Source organism: Sphingomonas sp. UYP23, assembly GCF_054059235.1.
In genome coordinates, this window is record NZ_JBSSBX010000001.1 from 512,200 (window position 1) to 531,992 (window position 19,793).

General features: G+C 66.3%; 20 protein-coding genes. 6 read left to right on the plus strand and 14 right to left on the minus strand.

Annotation, left to right across the window (positions count from 1 at the left end):
* Window positions 1–64 precede the first annotated feature (64 nt).
* From ACVWYO_RS02705 to ACVWYO_RS02765, 13 genes are all read right to left on the minus strand, one after another.
* Window positions 65–1,780, minus strand: coding sequence for a DEAD/DEAH box helicase (locus tag ACVWYO_RS02705; RefSeq protein ID WP_457348666.1), 1,716 nt, complete (start codon window positions 1,778–1,780; stop codon window positions 65–67).
* A 90-nt stretch (window positions 1,781–1,870) separates the two neighbouring features.
* Window positions 1,871–2,122 (minus strand): hypothetical protein, encoded by a 252-nt coding sequence (locus ACVWYO_RS02710; protein ID WP_457348667.1) that lies wholly within the window; start codon window positions 2,120–2,122, stop codon window positions 1,871–1,873.
* Window positions 2,119–2,535 carry a type II toxin-antitoxin system HicB family antitoxin gene (locus ACVWYO_RS02715; protein WP_457348668.1) on the minus strand — a complete coding sequence of 139 codons (417 nt, stop codon included), beginning with the start codon at window positions 2,533–2,535 and terminating at the stop codon, window positions 2,119–2,121. Before ACVWYO_RS02715 ends, ACVWYO_RS02710 begins: the two co-directional genes overlap by 4 nt.
* Window positions 2,536–2,544: 9 nt before the next feature.
* Window positions 2,545–2,736, minus strand: coding sequence for a type II toxin-antitoxin system HicA family toxin (locus tag ACVWYO_RS02720; protein ID WP_457348669.1), 192 nt, complete (start codon window positions 2,734–2,736; stop codon window positions 2,545–2,547).
* A gap of 36 nt (window positions 2,737–2,772) precedes the next feature.
* The gene (locus tag ACVWYO_RS02725) at window positions 2,773–3,951 is read right to left on the minus strand and encodes an NAD(P)/FAD-dependent oxidoreductase (protein ID WP_457348670.1); all 1,179 of its coding nucleotides are present in this window, start codon (window positions 3,949–3,951) and stop codon (window positions 2,773–2,775) included.
* A gap of 55 nt (window positions 3,952–4,006) precedes the next feature.
* A complete protein-coding gene (locus tag ACVWYO_RS02730; RefSeq protein ID WP_140851629.1) occupies window positions 4,007–4,360 on the minus strand; it encodes a HesB/IscA family protein in 354 nt (117 codons plus the stop codon).
* A gap of 126 nt (window positions 4,361–4,486) precedes the next feature.
* Entirely contained in the window at window positions 4,487–4,948 is a 462-nt protein-coding gene (locus ACVWYO_RS02735) for an SUF system Fe-S cluster assembly protein (protein WP_457348671.1), read from the minus strand.
* Window positions 4,945–6,159, minus strand: a complete 1,215-nt coding sequence (locus ACVWYO_RS02740) for an aminotransferase class V-fold PLP-dependent enzyme (RefSeq protein ID WP_457348672.1) — start codon at window positions 6,157–6,159, stop codon at window positions 4,945–4,947. The genes ACVWYO_RS02735 and ACVWYO_RS02740 overlap by 4 nt, the downstream gene beginning before the upstream one ends.
* A gap of 127 nt (window positions 6,160–6,286) precedes the next feature.
* Window positions 6,287–7,039 (minus strand): SufD family Fe-S cluster assembly protein, encoded by a 753-nt coding sequence (locus ACVWYO_RS02745; RefSeq protein ID WP_457348673.1) that lies wholly within the window; start codon window positions 7,037–7,039, stop codon window positions 6,287–6,289.
* Between the two features lie 133 nt (window positions 7,040–7,172).
* Window positions 7,173–7,916, minus strand: coding sequence for a Fe-S cluster assembly ATPase SufC (sufC, locus tag ACVWYO_RS02750; protein WP_457348674.1), 744 nt, complete (start codon window positions 7,914–7,916; stop codon window positions 7,173–7,175).
* A gap of 358 nt (window positions 7,917–8,274) precedes the next feature.
* Entirely contained in the window at window positions 8,275–9,759 is a 1,485-nt protein-coding gene (sufB, locus tag ACVWYO_RS02755; RefSeq protein WP_457354835.1) for a Fe-S cluster assembly protein SufB, read from the minus strand.
* Window positions 9,760–9,797: 38 nt separating this feature from the next.
* Window positions 9,798–10,211 (minus strand): SUF system Fe-S cluster assembly regulator, encoded by a 414-nt coding sequence (locus ACVWYO_RS02760; protein ID WP_457348675.1) that lies wholly within the window; start codon window positions 10,209–10,211, stop codon window positions 9,798–9,800.
* Window positions 10,212–10,298: 87 nt separating this feature from the next.
* Window positions 10,299–11,168, minus strand: a complete 870-nt coding sequence (locus ACVWYO_RS02765; protein WP_457348676.1) for a helix-turn-helix domain-containing protein — start codon at window positions 11,166–11,168, stop codon at window positions 10,299–10,301.
* A 289-nt stretch (window positions 11,169–11,457) separates the two neighbouring features.
* Here ACVWYO_RS02765 and ACVWYO_RS02770 point away from each other — a divergent pair, with 289 nt between their 5' ends.
* The 3 genes from ACVWYO_RS02770 (at window position 11,458) to ACVWYO_RS02780 (ending at window position 16,176) form a co-directional block, all read left to right on the plus strand.
* Complete coding sequence (locus ACVWYO_RS02770) at window positions 11,458–12,504, plus strand: quinone-dependent dihydroorotate dehydrogenase (protein WP_457348677.1); 1,047 nt, start codon at window positions 11,458–11,460, stop codon at window positions 12,502–12,504.
* Between the two features lie 80 nt (window positions 12,505–12,584).
* Entirely contained in the window at window positions 12,585–14,333 is a 1,749-nt protein-coding gene (gene ggt / locus ACVWYO_RS02775) for a gamma-glutamyltransferase (protein ID WP_457348678.1), read from the plus strand.
* Window positions 14,334–14,391: 58 nt separating this feature from the next.
* The gene (locus ACVWYO_RS02780; protein WP_457354837.1) at window positions 14,392–16,176 is read left to right on the plus strand and encodes an AMP-dependent synthetase/ligase; all 1,785 of its coding nucleotides are present in this window, start codon (window positions 14,392–14,394) and stop codon (window positions 16,174–16,176) included.
* An 8-nt stretch (window positions 16,177–16,184) separates the two neighbouring features.
* On the opposite strand, the gene ACVWYO_RS02785 is transcribed toward ACVWYO_RS02780, so the two are convergent.
* Complete coding sequence (locus ACVWYO_RS02785; protein ID WP_457348679.1) at window positions 16,185–16,589, minus strand: M67 family metallopeptidase; 405 nt, start codon at window positions 16,587–16,589, stop codon at window positions 16,185–16,187.
* A gap of 16 nt (window positions 16,590–16,605) precedes the next feature.
* Here ACVWYO_RS02785 and ACVWYO_RS02790 point away from each other — a divergent pair, with 16 nt between their 5' ends.
* The 3 genes from ACVWYO_RS02790 to ACVWYO_RS02800 are packed head-to-tail and all read left to right on the plus strand — an operon-like array spanning window position 16,606 to window position 19,786.
* Entirely contained in the window at window positions 16,606–17,556 is a 951-nt protein-coding gene (locus ACVWYO_RS02790) for an RluA family pseudouridine synthase (RefSeq protein ID WP_457348680.1), read from the plus strand.
* Window positions 17,557–17,613: 57 nt separating this feature from the next.
* Complete coding sequence (gene rpoH, locus ACVWYO_RS02795; protein ID WP_010186101.1) at window positions 17,614–18,519, plus strand: RNA polymerase sigma factor RpoH; 906 nt, start codon at window positions 17,614–17,616, stop codon at window positions 18,517–18,519.
* Window positions 18,520–18,523: 4 nt separating this feature from the next.
* The gene (locus tag ACVWYO_RS02800) at window positions 18,524–19,786 is read left to right on the plus strand and encodes a flavin monoamine oxidase family protein (RefSeq protein ID WP_457348681.1); all 1,263 of its coding nucleotides are present in this window, start codon (window positions 18,524–18,526) and stop codon (window positions 19,784–19,786) included.
* Window positions 19,787–19,793 lie beyond the last annotated feature (7 nt).

The following is a 19,793-nucleotide window of genomic DNA, read 5'->3' on the forward strand; positions in this document are numbered from 1 at the left end:
CCACCGCCAGCCTGAAGAAGGCTGGCGGTCCCCTCCCCCGCTTCGCGAGGGAGGATTGAATAAATTACCGTTGCGGCCGCTTGTTCGGACCACCCGGACGCAGCGTCGGGCGCGGCTGGTGGCGCACCGGCGCCGGGCCATTGGCACGCCGTGGGCTACGCTCAGCCTCGACCGGCCCGCCCTGGACCTGCTCGAACTGCACGCCGCCTTCGGCTTCCTCGCCAGCGGTGCGCTTCACTGCCGCCATGAACTTGCCCGCGATGCCGCTCGGCACCTGGAACATCGTCTCGTTGGCGGCGATGCGGATCGCGCCGACCTCGTTCTTGGTGATGTGCCCGCGACGGCAGATCAGCGGCAGGATCCAGCGCGGATCGGCGTTCTGGCGACGCCCGATGTCCATGCGGAACCAGACGATGTCGTCGAAGCCCTCGCGGTGATGCTCCTTGCCCGCCTCGCGCGGCGAAGACCCGCTCGCCTCGATCATCTCCTCGGGCGCGGGCATCCGCGCACGATAGCTGCGCACCAGCGCCGCCGCGATATCCTCGGGGCTCTTCTTCTCGAGCAGCTGCTGCGCCAATGCGCGATCGTCCTCGTCGACTTCGACGTCTTCCATCAGCATCGTCATCAGCCGCGACTTGTCGGCCTTGCGAATGTCGTCGACCGTCGGCGCGTTCATCCACTCGACCGCGATCCGCGCGCCGCGCAGCATCATCTCGACGCGGCGCTTGCGCTGGTACGGCACGATCAGGATCGCGGTGCCCTTCTTGCCCGCGCGGCCGGTACGGCCCGAGCGATGCTGCATCGTCTCGGCATCGCGCGGCAGCTCGACGTGAACCACGAGGCTGAGCGAGGGCAGATCGATCCCGCGCGCGGCAACGTCGGTCGCGACGCAGACGCGCGCGCGCTTGTCGCGCAGCGCCTGCATGGCGGCGTTGCGCTCGTTCTGGCTATGCTCGCCCGACAAGGCGACGGCCGCAAAGCCGCGCTCGATGAGGCCGGCATGGAGATGGCGGACATTGTCGCGCGTCGCGCAGAACAGCATCGCGGTTTCGGCCTCGTGCAGGCGCAGCAGGTTGACGACGGCGTTCTCGATATCGGCGGGCGCAACGGTCACCGCCTGATATTCGATGTCGCCATGCCCGCGATCCTCGCCGACGGTCGAGATGCGCAGCGCGTCCTTCTGGTAGCGCTTGGCGAGCGCGACGATCGACTTGGGCATCGTCGCCGAGAAGAGGAGCGTGCGGCGCTCGGACGGCGAAGCGTCGAGGATCAGCTCGAGATCCTCGCGGAAGCCCATGTCGAGCATCTCGTCGGCTTCGTCGAGGATGACCGCCTTGAGGTTCGACAGGTCGAGCGCGCCGCGCTCGATATGGTCGCGCAGACGGCCCGGCGTGCCGACGACGATATGCGTGCCGTGCGCCAGGCTGCGACGCTCGCGGCTGGCGTCCATGCCACCGACGCAGGTCGAGATGCGCGCGCCGGCCTTGCCGTAGAGCCATTCGAGCTCGCGGCTGACCTGGAGCGCGAGTTCGCGCGTCGGCGCGATGGCGAGCGCGAGCGGTGCGCGCGGCGGCGGCAGGAGGCCGTCTTCGGTCAGCAGCTGCGGCGCGATGGCGAGGCCGAACGCGACGGTCTTGCCCGAGCCGGTCTGCGCCGAGACGATGACGTCGCGGCCTTCGCCCTCGGGCTGGATGACGGCGGCCTGGACCGGGGTCGGGGCTTCATAGCCACGGGCGGAAAGCGCTTCGGCGAGAAGCGTGGGGAGGTGTGTGAAGGGCATGGTATTCCGAATATGGGGGCGGCGGGTTCGCGCGCCAAAAAGGGCCCTTAGCACGGGCGCGCGGGAAAAGCACGGGGGGTGTGGATTCCGTCAGAAGCGCTGGTAGGCGAGCGTCTCATTCGTGGCGAAAGGCGGCTGGCTGACGGCAGCGAACCAATCGCTGCGGAATCCGGGAAGCGTCTCAAGGGTTGCAATCAGACCCGGCCATTCAAGCATTTCCTCATGGAAAATCCATGTTTGCCCAAGGGCCTCGATGTCGCAGCAGATCAGAGCGGTGGTGAATTCGTCGCGTTTGTAGAAAATGACGCGCGCGACATCGGCAAGCATCAAGCCCAGCGTCATGCGGCATGCTCGACTGACGGGTCCGGCGAATCGAGCGTTAGCGAGGCGATGTAGCTTGACCGGCTCTGCCCGGCAGCGCGGGCCATTGCGTCGAGGCGCTTCAGGACTCGCCTTGGCAGGGTTACGTTGACCCGCTCGATCGTGTCTTCGAATAGCGCAGGGTCGAGCGAGATCACACCGAATGCCCAGCCGTCAAAGTCCGGATCCAGCCGCAGCGTATCGAGGCTTCGCGCCGGCGGAATTGCCGTGCCCGCGTCGAGCGCAGCATCGATCCACGCCGCTGCGGCTTCCTCGACGCCGACGAGCGCCTCGTCGAGCGTATCACCCGCGGAAAAGCACCCCGGCAGATCGGGCACCACGACGCCGAAGGCAGTGCTGTTGCTACCAGGTTCGATGGCGATGGGATACCGCATGGGGAACACCTAGACCTTTGCCTGCTTGCGGATCGCCGCGACCAGCCCCGGCCCGAGATCCCTCTTGGGATGCGGCACGACGATATGCCCGCCGTGCTGTGGATGGGTGAAAACGTGGTGCGATCCCCGCACCCGATCGAGTGTCCACCCTGCCGATTTCAACTCACGAATGAGATCGGCGCTTTTCATCGTGCGCATCATACACACCGCCAGCTAAAAAGCAATTCGGTAGACGACCTAAACCACCTGCCCCGCCGCCCAGCCGCTCGCCCAGGCCCATTGGAAGTTGTAGCCGCCGAGCCAGCCGGTCACATCGACCGCCTCGCCGATCGCGTACAGCCCCGGCACCTTGCGCGCTTCCATCGTCTGCGACGACAGTTCCGCCGTCGAAATCCCGCCCGCCGTCACCTCGGCCTTGGCGAAGCCTTCGGTGCCGTTGGGGCTGAAGCGCCAGTCGGCTAGTTGCCGTGCCGCCGCATCGACCACCTTGTCGGTCGCCGCGCCGAGTTCGCCCTCGATGCCGAGCCGGTCGGCCAATGTCTCCGCGAGACGGCCGGGCAAATGGTTCGACAGCACCGACGCGAGCGACACCCGCGGCCGGGCGTGCTTCACGCCGACCAGCCAGCCGGGCTTGAGGTCGGGCAGGAAGTCGATCCCGACCGGTTCGCTGTGGCGCCAGTAAGACGAGATCTGCAGGATCGCCGGCCCGCTCAGCCCCTTGTGCGTGAACAGCGCCGCTTCGCGGAACTTGGTCTTGCCCGCCTTGGCGACAACCTCCGCCGCGACACCCGAAAGCGAGCGGAACAACGTCTCTTCGCCACCCAGCGTTAGCGGCACGAGTGCCGGGCGCGGCTCGACCACTTTCATGCCGAAGCGGCGCGCGAGATCGTAAGCGAAGCCGGTCGCGCCCATTTGCGGGATCGACGGCCCCCCAGTGGCGATGACGAGCGACGGCGCGCTGGCGGTGCGGTAGCCGAAGGTGACGCGATAGACGCCATCGGCATGGTCGATGTCGCGGATCGCCGCGCCGAGCGCGATCTCCACCCCTCCCTTGTCGCACTCGTCCTGCAGTAGCGCGACGATCTGCTTGGCCGAGCCATCGCAGAACAATTGCCCGAGCGTCTTCTCGTGCCAGGCGATGCCGTGCGCCTCGACCAGCGCCAGGAAATCCGCCGCGGTGTAGCGCCCGAGCGCCGACTTGGCGAAATGCGGATTGGCCGAGATGTAGCGATCGGCCGCCGTGTGCATATTGGTAAAATTGCACCGCCCGCCGCCCGAAATCAGGATCTTCTTGCCGATCGCCTCGGCATGGTCGAGCAGCAGCACGCGCCGCCCGCGCTGGCCGGCGGTAAAGGCGCACATCAACCCGGCCGCGCCGGCGCCGAGGATGATGGTGTCGTAAGTGGAGCTCGTCATCGCCCGCCTGTGGACGCAAATGCGCGCTCAAGCCAGTGCGGGGTGACCGCTCGAGTCAGACGGTAAAGCTCTCGCCGCACCCGCACGCGCCCTTGGCGTTGGGGTTCACGAAGACGAACCCCGCCGCGAAATCGTCCTCGACCCAATTCATCGTCGATCCGATCAGATACAGGATCGACCCGCCATCGACGAACAGCGTGCCGCCCGGGGTATCGATCCGTTCGTCGAACGGCTTGGCCTCGGTGACATAATCGACCGAATAGGCGAGCCCCGAACACCCGCGCCGCGGGGTCGACAGCTTGACACCGATCGCGTCGGCTGGCGCCTTGGCCATCAGCGCGGCGATGCGCGCCTCGGCCGTGGGCGTCAGGATCAGCGCAGCGGGGCGAACGCGGGTGGCAGTTGTCATTGGTTTCTTCCTCCAAAGCCCCTCCTCTTCAGGGGAGGGGTAGGGGGTGGGGGAAGCCTCGCAGAGCTCAACGCCCGTGACCTCCCCACCCCAACCCCTCCCCTGAAGGGGAGGGGCTTTAGTGCGTTACAGCATACCCAGTTCGAGCTTGGCGTCGTCGGACATCTTGGCGGGATCCCATGCCGGGTCCCACACCAGATTGACCTCGGCCGATCCGACGCCGGGCACCGCGCCGACGCGCAATTCGACCTCCATCGGCATCGATTCGGCGACCGGGCAATGCGGCGTGGTCAGCGTCATCGTGACCACGGCATGGCCGGCTTCGGTCACCTCGACGCCGTAGATCAGCCCGAGATCGTAGATGTTGACGGGAATCTCCGGATCGTAGATTTCCTTGAGCGCCGAGACGACGCCCTCGTACAGCGCCCCGCCCGGCTCGCCGACGACCTCGCCTGCGGGCTTCTGACTGAGGAAGCCCTCGAGATAGTCGCGCTTGCGCTCACCCCCATCGGCCGCAACGTCTTCGACGCGCGCACGCGGCGGCTGCTCGACGGCGCCGACTTCCTGGATCTCGATTCCGTTGCTCATCCGAAAATCCTCGTCACTCGCTCAATACCCTTGACCAGCGCGTCGACGTCCGCCGCGCTGTTATAAACCCCGAAGCTCGCGCGCGCCGTGGCATCGACCCCAAGCATCTCCATCAACGGCTGCGCGCAGTGATGGCCGGCGCGCACCGCGACCCTGGCTTCATCCAAGATGGTGCCGATGTCGTGCGGATGCACCCCCGCGATGCTGAAGCTGACGATCCCGGCGGAATCTTCGGGGCCGAACAGCGTCAGCGAATTGAATTGCGACAGCGCATCGCGCGTCAGTTTCACCAGCGCAGTCTCGTGCGCGTGGATCCGATCGAGCCCGATCCGCGTGACATAGTCGATCCCTGCGGCAAGCCCGAGCACGCCGACGATATGCGGCGTCCCCGCCTCGAACCGCCCGGGCGGCGGCGCATAGGTGGTCTTGGCGAAGTTGACCTTGTCGATCATCGATCCGCCGCCCTGGTACGGCGGCATCGCCTCGAGCAATTCGGGCCGCGCCCACAGCACGCCGATCCCGGTCGGACCATAGAGCTTATGCCCCGAAAAGACGTAGAAATCGCAATCGAGCGCAGCAACATCGACCGTCATCCGCGGGACCGACTGGCAGCCGTCGAGCAGGATCTTCGCGCCGACAGAGTGCGCAATGTCGGCGGCACGACGGCCGTCGAGCACCGAGCCGAGCACGTTCGAGACATGCCCCAGCGCGACGAGCTTGTGCTGCGGCGTGATCATCGCGGCCATCGCATCGAGATCGATGCGGTGATCCTCAGTCAGCGGGATCACGTCGATATGCGCACCGATCCGCTCGGCGATCATCTGCCACGGCACGATATTGCTGTGATGCTCGAGCGTCGAGAGCAGGATGCGGTCGCCGGCCTCAAGCTGCGTGCCCGCCCAGCACTGCGCCACGAGGTTGATCCCCTCGGTCGCGCCGCGGACGAAGACGATCTCGTTTTCAGAACCCGCGTTGAGGAACGTGGCCACCTTGCGACGCGCCGCCTCATAGGCGAGCGTCATGTCGGCCGAGCGCTGGTACACGCCACGGTGGACCGTCGCATAGTCGGTGTCATAAGCGCGGGTGATCGCGTCGATCACCGCCTGCGGCTTCTGCGCGGTCGCCGCGGTGTCGAGATACGCCCAGCCGGCCGGGATCGCAGGGAAATCCGCGACATGGTCGAGCGGACGGGTCTGGGTCAGCACGCTCATTGCCTCGCCTCCCTGGAAGGGAGGGGTTGGGGGTGGGTCGGTCTGACGGGTGAAGTCCGCCCGACCAACGGGCCGACCCACCCCCGGCCCCTCCGTTCCAGGGAGGGGAGAAGGTTGCGCGCGCTGCTCACAGCATCCGCTCCAGCGCAGCCTGCGCGCCGGCTTCGACACGCTCGCGCTCACCCGCGTCTTCGATCCCCTCGAACACCGACCCGATGAACGCGCGCAGCAGCATCGCCTTGGCCTGCGGCGGTGCGATCCCGCGCGACGCCAGATAGAACAACGCATTCGCGTCCAGCTCGCCGACCGTTGCGCCATGCGCGCACTTCACGTCGTCGGCGAAGATCTCGAGCTCGGGCTTGGCGTTCGCGGTCGCGGTGCGGCTGAGCAGCATCGCCTTGACCGATTGCGAGGCATCGGTCTTCTGCGCATGCCGCGCAACCGCGACCTTGCCGAGATACGACCCCGTCGCGCGCCCGCCGAGCACCGACCGCACCACCTGGTTCGAGGTGGCGTTGGGCTCGATATGGTTGAGCACGGTGACGATCTCGAGCGTCTGGTCGCCGCCGCCGAGCATCGCACCACCAAGCTCGAAGTGCGACCCCTCATGGCACCTCACGTCGATCGTCACGCGGCCGAGCTTCCCGCCCACGTTGAGCACATGGAAGGTCGCGGTCGCCCCGGCGTTGAGGATCACGCGGTAATCGCGGATCGCCACGGCATCGGTCGCGGCGTCCTGCACGATGACGCGCGACACATGGGTGCCGGCGGGGACGTCGATGATTTCGGCGGCCGGGATCGGCCAGACCGAGGCGACGGCTTCGAGGTCGGAATAGCGCCACGATTCATCGCGGCGGGTTGGGAGCGCGAGCACGTTCATCGCCCCTCCCCTTCAGGGGAGGGGTTTGGGGTGGGGGACGCCTCGCAGAGACCGCCGCCGGCGTGCGACGCGCGGCACGGCCCCACCCCAACCCCTCCCCTGAAGGGGAGGGGCTTGATCGTTGCAAGGCCGCTCACGCCAGCACCCCCGCATAGCCTTCGCGCTCGAGCTCCGCCGCGAGCTCCGGCCCGCCCGAACGGATGATCCGCCCGGCCGACAGCACATGCACGAAATCGGGCGCGACATAGCTCAGCAGCCGCTCGTAATGCGTGATCAGGATCACCGCCTTGTCGGGCGCACGCATGATCCGGTTGATACCGTCGCCGACGATGCGCAACGCGTCGATGTCGAGCCCGCTATCGGTCTCGTCGAGGATCGCGAGCTTGGGGTTGACGATGCCCATCTGCACCATCTCGTTGCGCTTCTTCTCGCCGCCCGAGAAGCCGACATTGACCGGACGCTTGAGCATCTCGGCATCCATCGACAGCGCGGCGGCCTGCTCGCGCGCGAGCTTGAGGAACTCGGCACCCGACAGCGGCTTCTCGTCGCGCCCGCGACGTTGCGCGTTCAAAGCCTCGCGCAGGAACTGCACGTTCGACACGCCGGGGATCTCGACCGGATACTGGAAGCCAAGGAACAGGCCCGCAGCGGCGCGCTCGTGCGGCGCCATCTCGAGCAAATCCTTCCCGTCGAATTCCACCGAGCCCGCGGTGACCTCATAACCGGGCCGCCCGCCGAGCACATAGCCGAGCGTCGACTTGCCCGCGCCGTTCGGCCCCATGATCGCATGGACCTCGCCCGCATTGACGCTGAGCGAGAGGCCCTTGAGGATTTCCTTGCCGTCGATTTCGGCGTGGAGGTCGGTAATTTTAAGCATCAATTCTTACCCGTCCCGGATTTTAAGTTCACAGCGACCCGCGCCGATAGGGCGTCAACAGCGCGCTGTAGTCGTAATCGATTTTCGCTGGCGGTTTCCGCGAACATCAAACCGTAATCTTTTAAATATCTGTCTCGATCGTAGCCCGACGCGGCATCATGACTCATCCGCTCAATCGCTGCGTCAGCAAGGTGCTTGCAACTATGCTCGGCACTTCGAGCAGATCCCGCCACGTCAGTTCCGCGTTCTAACTCGACGTGAGCACTAACTCCGACGCAGGTCATGTAGCTATCCAAGGGATGTGCTGGCACCGACGTACCTAAGATTTGCATGAAGGTCGTGATCGTGGCGAGAGCAATCACCCCACCGACCCTTCAAGGCTGATCCCCAGCAACTTCTGCGCCTCGACCGCGAACTCCATCGGCAGCTGCTGCAGCACTTCCTTGGCAAACCCATTGACGATCAACGCCACCGCGGCCTCCTGGTCGAGCCCGCGCTGCATCGCATAGAACATCTGGTCGTCGCTGATCTTCGAGGTGGTCGCCTCATGCTCGATCTGCGCGCTAGGGTTGCGCACCTCGATATACGGCACGGTATGCGCGCCGCACTGGTCGCCGAGCAGCAGCGAATCGCACTGGGTGAAGTTGCGCACGCCCTCCGCGGTCGGCGCGACGCGCACCAGCCCGCGATAGGTATTGTCAGACCGCCCCGCCGAAATGCCCTTCGACACGATCGTCGAGCGCGAGCCCTTGCCGAGATGGATCATCTTGGTGCCGGTATCGGCCTGCTGGCGATTGTTGGTAACGGCAACCGAATAGAATTCGCCGACGCTGTTCTCGCCCGCGAGCACACACGACGGATACTTCCAGGTGATCGCGCTGCCGGTCTCGACCTGCGTCCACGACACCTTGGAGTTCTTGCCCTGGCAGAGCGCGCGCTTGGTGACGAAATTGTAGATCCCGCCCTTGCCGTTCTCGTCGCCGGGATACCAGTTCTGCACCGTCGAATATTTGATTTCGGCGTCGTCCAGCGCGACCAGCTCGACCACCGCCGCATGCAACTGGTTCTCGTCGCGCATCGGCGCGGTGCAGCCCTCGAGATACGAGACGTACGATCCCTTGTCGGCGACGATCAGCGTGCGTTCGAACTGCCCGGTATTCTCGGCATTGATGCGGAAATAGGTCGACAGCTCCATCGGGCAGCGCACGCCCTCGGGGATGTAGACGAAGGTCCCGTCGCTGAAGACCGCGCAATTGAGCGTCGCAAAATAGTTGTCGTGCTGCGGGACGACCTTGCCGAGCCACTTGCGGACCAACTCGGGATATTCCTTGATCGCCTCGGAGATCGACCGGAAGATCACCCCCGCGGCCTCCAGCTCCTTGCGGAAGGTGGTCGCGACCGAGACGCTGTCGAACACCGCGTCGACGGCAACGCGGCGCTTCGGCTGGCCCTCGGCATCGAGCTCCTCGACGCCCGCGAGCATCTTCTGCTCCTCGATCGGAATGCCGAGCTTCTCATAGACGCGCAGGATCTCGGGATCGACCTCGTCGAGCGAGCCGAGCTTCGGCTTCACCTTGGGCTCGGCGTAATAATAGGCGTCCTGATAGTCGATCGGGTCCATCTGGAGCTTGGCCCAGTCGGGTGCCTCCATCGTCAGCCAGAGGCGAAACGCCTTCAGCCGCCAGTCGAGCATCCACTGCGGCTCGCCCTTCTTGGCGGAAATGAAGCGGACGGTGTCCTCGCTCAACCCCTTGGGGGCGAAGTCCTGCTCGATGTCCGAATGGAAACCCCATTCGTACGTCTTACTGACGGCTTCATAAGCTTCGGCGTTCTTGGTGGCCATTACATCGTCCCTGCCGTCACGCGGCTCGTTAAAATCAGTCATGCCGGGATCCTCGACAGGCTCGCCAGCGACACACCGTCGAGCGCCCCGCGAACCGCGCCGTTGACGACGCCCCAATGCGGCTTCACCCGGCAATCGCCCTCGAGCGCGCAGTCATGCCGCGCCTCGTCGACGCAGGTTGTCAGCGCGATCGGTCCCTCGATCGCCTCGATGATATCGGCGAGACTGATCGCCGCCGCCGGGCGCGACAGGCGGAAACCGCCGCCGGTGCCGCGCGTGCTCTCGATCAGCCCGCCCGCCGACAGCCGGCTGACCAGCTTCTGCACGGTCGGCAGCGGCAGTCCGGTCTCCTCGGCAAGCATCGTCGCATTGAGCCGGCCCACGCTACCGCAATGTCGCGCGGCGGCGGACATCATCACGACGGCATAGTCGGCAAGGCTGGAAAGACGCATCGGGTCCAATCGGATGAATTCGCTCCGATTGCAAATGGGCGCGCGCACGAGTCGGGTCAACCCCTGCCCCGGCATGAACCGGCAAAGTTAGGTTCCACTCACCAGCGGGCTGACCACCCCCTCGAGCGCGCTGCGATGCGCGATCGTGAGTTGCGACAGGATGCCCGGATCGGCGCGAATCTGCCCCGGGGTCAGACCGGTAAACTGCTTGATCTCGCGGATCATGTGCGATTGATCGTAGAAACCGCGATCCACCGCATCGCCAACGGTCTCATCGCCCGCCACCATCGCCACCGCGGCCCGCAGCGCGCGATATTTGCGCGCGAGCAATTTGGGCGGAGCGCCATACAAAGCGTTGCACTTACGCTCGACCTGCCGCCGCGACAGGCCAGTCGTGGCGAGCAGGCACTCCATCTCCGGCGACGGACTCGCCGCGAACCAAGCATCGACCTGGCGTACGAACCAGATCGCGCCGAGCGTGCAATGGCCGTCGCCGCTGCGCACCAGATCGCGCACCAGCCCTTCGCCGACCGCAGCGCGCGCAGCGATCCCCTCGGTCTTGCGGAGCGCGGCGGCCGCGACCTGCAACCGCCCCGCGCCAAACAAGCGACCGGCATCGATGACGCGGTTTACCATGGTCGAGGCGTCCGACCCGATCATCGCCGCCCAGCCGACAGCGGTGAGGCCCATCCCGAACAGGACGACCGGCCCCTCGGCCACCACGTGCACTGCCCCGCTGGTCGGGCCGATCACATGGCAATCGGGCGAGTCCTGCTGGGTCCCGTCGGCGAAGCGATAGGTCGCGCCGCCCGCTGACAAGCGAAAGCGGATCTGCGCATTGTCGGCGCGCTCGATATCATCGAACACCGCGACATCGGCGAAAAAATCGTAGAATAGCGTGACATAGTCGGTGAGGTCCGCTGCCGGCACGGCATAGTCCAGCCGAATATCCCCCACTGTTGCGCACCCCTCTTTTCTTTGACGGCGAGCGTAACGCGTTCGCGCCTCAAAGAAAAGTGGGCCAGCCAGCGAACTGGCCAGCCCAAGGAAGGAAGCTCCAATTTGGGGCTTCCCGGGTCGCACTTCTTCTTATGCCGATTCGAGGGTTCGGGTATTGGACAGATTCGCCAAAATGGGTGATCCGACTGCCCCGCGGCAGCCCAGCCCTGGACCGGGTGCCAAGCGGCGAGGTGCGACCTCCTGCTTCGGCTTTGACGCGCTCGCCCCCCGCTGCCATCACGCGCTTATGCTGTTCCCTCTGCTCCGCCCTGCTCTCTTCGCGCTCGATGCAGAACGCGCGCACGAGATCACGCTCACCCTGCTCGCGACCGCCAGCAAAACCGGCATGGCGATGAGCCAGGGAGCTGCGATCCTGCGCACGCACGTCGCCGGCCTCGATTTTCCCAATCCGCTTGGGCTCGCCGCGGGGGTCGACAAGAATGGCAGCGCGATCGACGGGTTCTTCGGCCTCGGCTTCGGTAGCGTCGAAATCGGGACGCTGACCCCGTTGCCGCAGGTGGGCAACCCGCGGCCGCGACTGTTCCGGCTGGTCGAGGACCAGGCGGTGATCAACCGGATGGGATTCAACAATGGCGGGATCGCCGCCGCCTTGCCGCGCGCGGTCGCGGCGAAGCGGCGCGGGGTGCTCGGCATCAACGTCGGCGCGAACAAGGACGCGCCCGATCGCGTCGCCGATTACGCGCACGGCGTCGCCGCGGCGGCGCGGGTCGCCGATTACGTCACGGTCAACATCAGCTCGCCCAACACGCCGGGCCTGCGTGATCTGCAGCATGGCAACGAACTGCTCGACGTTCTCGCCGCCGCCGATGAGGCGCGTCGCGCGCCGATCGAGCGACCGCGGCTGTTCCTCAAGGTTGCACCCGATCTGGACCCATCGGCGATCGACTTCATCGCGCGCGCCGCGGCGGCGCATAATGTCGATGCCCTGATCGTCAGCAACACGACCGTCTCGCGCCCGGCGTTGCGCTCGGCGCATGCCGGCGAAACCGGCGGGCTGTCGGGTGCGCCGCTGGCAAGCCTCGCACGCCAGCGGCTCGCCGATTTCCGCAGCGCGACCGGCGGGGCGATGCCGCTGATCTCGGCAGGGGGGATCGACAGCCCCGAAGAGGCCTATGCGCGCATTTGCGCAGGCGCGAGCCTCATTCAGTTATACTCGGCGCTGGTCTATCAGGGCCCCGGCCTAGCGCAGCGGATCCTGCGCGGGCTTGCGAAGCGGCTCGCGCGCGACGGTTTTGCCAGCGTCGCCCGGGCGGTCGGCACGCAAGCCGCCTGAGCGCACCCCGGTCGGCAAGCAGAGCGCGCTTCGGCCGATCGCGTTCTTGCCTGCGCCGCGCAGCGCGCTACGGTCGAATCATGACCAGACCGCTCGTTGCTTCGCTGCTCCTGCTGATCACGCCCGCCATCGCGGAGGCCAGACACCCCGCCTCCACCCCGCCGCCCGCGCTCGGCATGGTGAGTGCAGCCGACCCGCGCGCCGCCGCGGCCGGGGCGGAGATCCTGCGCAAGGGCGGCAGCGCGACCGATGCCGCGATCGCGACGATGCTCGTGCTCAATGTCGTCGAGCCGCAGAATAGCGGGATCGGCGGGGGTAGCTTCATGCTCCACCACGACGCCGCGACCAATGCGATCACCGGGTTCGACGGGCGCGAGGCCGCGCCGGCCGCGGCCGACCCGAAATGGTTCTACGGCCCCGACGGCAAGCCGCTCCCCGTCTTCGCGGCGATCCCGGGCGGGCGCAGCGTCGGCGTGCCGGGCAATCTGCGGATGATGGCGCTGGCGCATCAGCGCTACGGCAAACTACCCTGGGCGACGCTGTTCGGTCCCGCGATCAAGCTCGCGCAGGACGGCTTCGCGATCACCCCGCGGCTGCATAACGGGCTCGCCAATTTCGGGCGGCATATCGACCCGTGGGCGCGTACGCATTTCCTCTCAGCAGACGGCAAACCCCTACCGGTCGGCACGCTGTTGAAGAGCCCCGAACAGGCCGCCTTGTTCGCAGCGATCGCCAAGAACGGCCCCGACTATTTCTACACGGGCGCGGTCGCGCAGAAGATCGTCACCGCGGTCAACACCGCCGCGCAGAACCCGTCGAGGATGACGCTCGCCGATCTTGCCGGCTACCGCGCCAAGGAGCGCGCACCGCTCTGCATCCTGTACCGCGTCTACAAGGTCTGCGGCATGGCCCCGCCGTCGTCGGGCGGAACCGCGGTGCTGATGATCCTCAAGCAGCTCGAACGCTTCGACATGGCGGGGCTCGGCAAGGATTCGCCCGTCGCCTGGCATCTCTTCGCCGAGTCCGAGCGGCTCGCTTACGCTGACCGCGATCTCTATCTCGGCGATCCCGACCACGTCACCGTGCCGATCAAGGGCCTGCTCGATCCGGCCTATCTGGCAAAGCGTTCGGCGCTGATCTCGCCCGAACGCAGCATGACGAGCATCGCCGCCGGCACCCCGCCCGGCGACCCGCCCCGCACGCTCGCGCCCAATGCCGACGTTCCCGGCACGAGCGATCTCGTCGCGGTCGACAAGAAGGGCAATGTCGCCGAAGTCACCACGACGATCGAAAGCTATTTCGGGTCGGGCCTGTCGGTCGATGGCGTGATGCTCAACAACGAGCTGACCGATTTCGATTTCGTCCCCGCCAAGGATGGCTATCTCGTCGCCAACCGCGTCGACGGCGGCAAGCGCCCGCGCAGCTCGATGGCGCCGACGATCGTCTATGGCCCCGACGGCAAGGTCCGCATCGCAATCGGCGCGGCCGGCGGATCGACGATCATCGCGCAGGTGGCGAAGGCGCTGGTCGGCGTGCTCGACTGGAAGCTCAGCGCGCAGGACGCGATCGCGATGGGCCTGCTCTACGCGCCCAAGCTTGACGCCGTTGCAGAGAAGGGCACGCAACTCGATGCAATGGTGCCTGCGCTGCAGGCGCTCGGCGAGCGTATCCAAATCGCGCCGTTGGGTTTAAAAGCCAATGCAATCGAGCACGTCAACGGCGTCTGGGTCGGCGCCGCCGATCCGCGCAGCGAAGGCGTCGCGGTGCGCGAGGACGGGCAGACCACGCAGATCGTCCGCGCCGGCGCGTTGCCCCGTCCGGCCGAGTAAAGCGTTACCCCGCAGCCGAACACGGCGCGTCCTCCCCGGGAGAGAGAGAATGTCAGACATCCGCCGCCTCGAACATTTCCCCAACCTCGTCGCGATGTTCCTCACGCGCGCCACCGAGAAGGGCGATGCGCCGTTCCTGTGGCACAAGGCCGGCGGCCGCTGGGTGTCGCGCAGCTGGAGCGAAACCGCGCACCAGGTCGCGAGCATGGCAGCGGCGCTCAAGGCGATCGGGCTCACGCCCGGCGACCGCGTGATGCTGGTCAGCGAGAATCGCCCCGAATTCTGCATCGCCGATCTCGCGATCATGGCGGCGGGGTGCATCACCGTGCCGACCTACACCACCAACACCGAACGCGATCACATCCACATCCTCGAGAATTCGGGCGCCAAGGCGGTAATCGTCTCGACCGCGAAGCTCGCCAAGACGCTGCTCCCCGCGGCAATTCGCGCAAGCACCGCGCAGATCGTCATCGGGATCGAGGATCTGCGCGCCAACCAGTCGGGTGCGCTCGAATTCCATCAGTGGAACGCGCTGCTCGCCGATCACGCCGCCGCGCCATCGACCATCGCCGCCACCGCCAGGCGCGACGATACCGCGTGCCTCATCTACACCAGCGGCACCGGCGGATCCCCGCGCGGCGTGATGCAGCATCACGGCGCGATCCTCCACAACGTCCAGGGCTGCTGCACGATCATCTCGGAGGATTTCGGCTGGGACGACGAGATCTTCCTGTCGTTCCTCCCGCTCAGCCACGCCTATGAGCATACCGGCGGACAATATTTCCCGATCGGGCTCGGCGCGCAGATCTATTACAGCGAAGGCCTCGACAAGCTCGCCGCCAATATCGAGGAAGTCCGCCCGACGATGATGATCGTCGTGCCGCGGCTGTTCGAACTGCTGCGCACGCGAATCACCAAGGCGGTCGAGAAACAGGGCAAGCTCTCGACGTACCTGCTCGGCCGCGCCCAGGCACTCGGCGGCAAGAAGGCCGCGGGCAAGGCCGGCTTGTTCGACAAGCCGATGGATTTCCTGCTCGGCGCGACCTTGCGTCCCAAGATCCAGCAGCGCTTCGGCGGGCGGATCAAGGCGCTGGTGTCGGGCGGCGCGCCGCTCACGCCCGAGGTCGGCACCTTTTTCGAGGCGGTCGGGATCACCGTCCTGCAAGGCTATGGCCAGACCGAGACCGCGCCGGTCATCTCCTGCAACCGCCCCAAGGCCGGGTTGAAGATGGACACGGTCGGCCCGCCGATGCCCGATACCGAAGTGCGCATCGCCGACGACGGCGAGATCCTCGTGCGCGGCGAACTCGTGATGCACGGCTATTGGCGCAACCCGACCGAGACCGCGCGCGTGCTCCACGACGGCTGGCTGCATACCGGCGACATCGGCGTGATCGACGCGAAGGGCCGCATTCAGATCACCGACCGCAAGAAGGACATCATCGTCAACGACAAGGGCGAGAATGTCGCGCCGCAAAAGGTCGAGGGGATGCTGACGCTCCAACCCGAGATCGCGCAGGCGATGCTGTTCGGCGACCGGCGGCCGTACATGGTCGCGGTGATCGTTCCCGATTCGGAGTGGACCCAGCAGTGGTGCGCGCGCGAAGGCAATGTCTGCAACTTCGCGCGGCTGGCCGAGAATAGCGCGTATCGCACCGCGCTCGGCCAGGCGGTCGAGCGGGTCAACGCCGATCTTGCAGTGACCGAGCGCATCCGCCGTTTCGTCCTCGCCGACGAACCCTTCGCGATCGAGAACGAGCAGATGACGCCCAGCCTCAAGATCCGGCGGCACGTGTTGAAGGCGGTCTACGGCACGCGGCTTGAGGCACTGTACAAAGGCTGAGCGAACGCTCAGTCGGGCCCATCGACCGGAACATAATCGACCGCGACGAACGTTCCGGATAGGCGTGTTTGCCACAACCGCGCCTCGGCCGCCGTCACGATCAGCCACAGCGCATCGTCGCCCATCGCCCCCTCTGCATCGCGTGCGGAAGGGTTGGCGACACCCGATGGATGCGAATGGTAATGCCCGATCACGGCGGGGCCACCGTGGCGCGCGGCGCGGTGGGCCGCGAACAGCGCTGCCGGATCGATCTCGAAATGCCGGCTCGGGTCGGGGGCGGTGTTCGGACAGGCTTGCGCTGTTTCGATCCGATCGGGCGTGCCAAACAACAGCCCGCATATCTCGTGCGTCGGCGACAATCGCGCTTCGTTTAGCAGTCTCGACAGGAGAGTGCTTGAAATTTCCACCGCCATGCCCAGATTCTAGACCATGAACCGGGGGGTCGTCACCATCGAAGCGCGCGTGTCCGAAAAGGCGTTAGGCCTTCGGCTCGACCGCGCTCTTGCCGACGCGCTGCCCGAGGTTTCGCGCGAGCGGCTCAAGGCGCTGATCGCCGGCGGTGCGGTCACCGATCCGCGCGGCGCAGTGGTGAGCGATCCGTCGAGCAAGGCGGTCGCCGGCGGCCTGTATGTCGTGTCCGTTCCCGAAGCGACTCCATCGACCAACGAGGCGCAGGACATAGCGCTCAATGTCGTGTTCGAGGACGACCACCTCATCGTGATCGACAAGCAGGCCGGGCTCGTCGTCCACCCCGCCGCGGGCAATGCCGACGGAACGCTCGTCAACGCTTTGCTCCACCACTGCGCGGGCAATCTCTCGGGAATCGGCGGCGTCGCACGCCCGGGGATCGTCCACCGAATCGACAAGGACACGTCGGGGCTGATGGTCGCCGCGAAGACCGATCGCGCACATGAGGGTCTCGCCCGCCAGTTCCACGACCATTCGATCGACCGCCGCTACAAGGCGATGGTGTCGGGCCGGCCGACCCCCACCGCGGGCTCGGTCGACGCCCCGCTCGCGCGCTCGCCGTCGAATCGCAAGAAAATAGCGATCGTCCCCGGCGGGAAACGCGCCGTGACCCACTATACTACGCTTGAGCGGTTGAACGGGGGCGCGTTGGTGGAATGTCGATTGGAAACGGGGCGCACCCATCAGGTCCGCGTGCACATGGCCTCGCTCGGCCATCCCTTGATCGGCGACCCGGTTTACGGTAGAACAAAGCAAGGCCACAAAGCGCTTCTGGAAACCTTGGGTTTCCGACGTCAGGCGTTGCACGCCGCCCGTTTGGGGTTCATTCATCCGGTGAATGGTAACGCTTTGGCGTTCGACAGCGAAATGCCCGCGGACATGCAGGAACTGTTCACCGCACTCTTGGTATAGCATCCGGCCTGGCGTCCGCGTTTCACGGCACCCGACCTATTAAAGGGAGACACGATCATGGCAGCCCGCAGCAACGTCCCCGCGACGATTCCCGCCCTCGGTGGCGAAGCGAGCCTCAATCGCTATCTTTCCGAGATCAAGAAATTCCCGATCCTCGCGCCCGAGCAGGAATATATGCTCGCCAAGCGCTTCGAGGAGCATGGCGACACCGACGCCGCTGCGCAGCTGGTGACGTCGCATCTGCGCCTCGTGGCGAAAATCGCGATGGGCTATCGCGGCTACGGCCTGCCCGTCAGCGAGTTGATCTCCGAGGGCAATATCGGCCTGATGCAGGGCGTGAAGAAGTTCGAGGCCGATCGCGGCTTCCGCCTCGCCACCTATGCGATGTGGTGGATCCGCGCCTCGATCCAGGAATTCATCCTGCGCTCGTGGAGCCTCGTCAAGATGGGCACCACCGCTGCGCAGAAGAAGCTGTTCTTCAACCTGCGCCGGATGAAGTCGAAGCTCGACGCGTTCGAGGACGGGGATCTCTCGCCAGAGCATCTCGCCAAGATCGCCAAGGATCTCGGCGTGACCGAGGCCGAGGTGACCAGCATGAACCGCCGCATGGCGATGGGCGGCGACACGTCGCTCAACGTGCCGATGCGCGAGGATGGCGACGGCCAGTGGCAGGATTGGCTGCAGGATGATGCGCCGCTGCAGGACACCGTCGTCGCCGAAGCGCAGGAGGCGGACGTCCGCCACTCGATGCTGACGGCTGCGATGGAAGATCTCAACGAGCGCGAGCAGTTCATCCTGACCGAGCGCCGCCTGACCGACGAACCCAAGACGCTTGAAGAGCTGTCGCAGGTTTACGGTGTCTCCCGCGAGCGCGTCCGCCAGATCGAGGTGCGCGCGTTCGAGAAGCTGCAGAAGGCGATGATGCGGATCGCTGGCGACCAGCGGATGCTCGTCGCAGCGTAAGACTATGGCTGGTGCCGATGCGATCATCGTCGGTGCCGGCGCCGCTGGCATCGCTGCGGCCCGTGTGTTGCACGACACCGGGCTCGACGTGCTGCTGCTTGAGGCCCAGGACCGCATCGGCGGCCGCGCGCATAGCGTGGAGCTCGCGCTCCCCTCCGCAACGCCAACGCCCGTCAGCGTAACCGTCGATTATGGCTGCGGCTGGCTCCACTCCGCCAAGCGCAACCCGTGGACCGAACTCGCCGGCACTTACAGCCTCGCCGTCGATCGCCATCCCGCCAACTGGGGCAGCCAGTGGCGCAATCTCGGTTTCCCGCCCGACCAGCAAGCCGCCTATCGCGCTGCGTGGGAGCGCTGGAACGCCGCCGCCCACGCGGCACTCGACGGCCCCGACCGCCCGCTCAGCGATTTCATCGCCAGCGACGATCCGTGGCGCGCAATGATCGATGCGATCTCGGGCTACGCCAATGGCGCGCCGCTCGCCAAGGTGTCGCTGCACGACTGGGCCGCGTATGAAGATGCCGCGACCGACGACAATTGGGCGGTCGAGCAAGGCTATGGCACGCTGGTCATGCGCCACGCACACGACCTGCCAGTGCAGCGCGACACCACGGTCACACGCATCGACCATCGCGGCACGACCATCCGAATCGAAACCACCCGCGGCACGCTCGAGACGCGCCACGTCATCATCGCCGTGCCCACCACCGTGCTTGCGCGCGAAGCGATCCGCTTCGATCCCCCGCTCCCCGCCAAGCACGCCGCCGCCGCCGATTTGCCGCTCGGTCTCGCCGACAAGATCTTCCTCCACGTCGCCGATGCCGATCTGCCCGACAACGGCCATCTCATCGGCGATCCGCACAGCGCCTGCACCGCCAGCTACCGCCTCGCGCCGTTCGGCACCCCGCTGATCGAGGGTTTTCTCGGCGGCGACTGCGCGGAGATGCTCGAAGACAAGGACGACCGCGCCGCTGAAGACTTCGCGATCGGCGAACTCGTGACGCTGCTTGGCAGCGACTGGCGCGCGAAACTGACACCGCTCGGACGGACGCGCTGGCGGCACGCACCGCACATCCACGGCAGCTATTCGCACGCCCGGGTCGGCGCGGCGGACCAGCGCGCGGTGCTCGCCGCACCGGTCGACGATCGCCTGTTCTTCGCAGGCGAAGCCTGTTCACGCCACGATTTCTCGACCGCGCACGGCGCCTATGCGACCGGCATCGCCGCCGCAGAAGCCGTGCTTGCCGCACGTGGTGGACAGCGCTGACCACAGC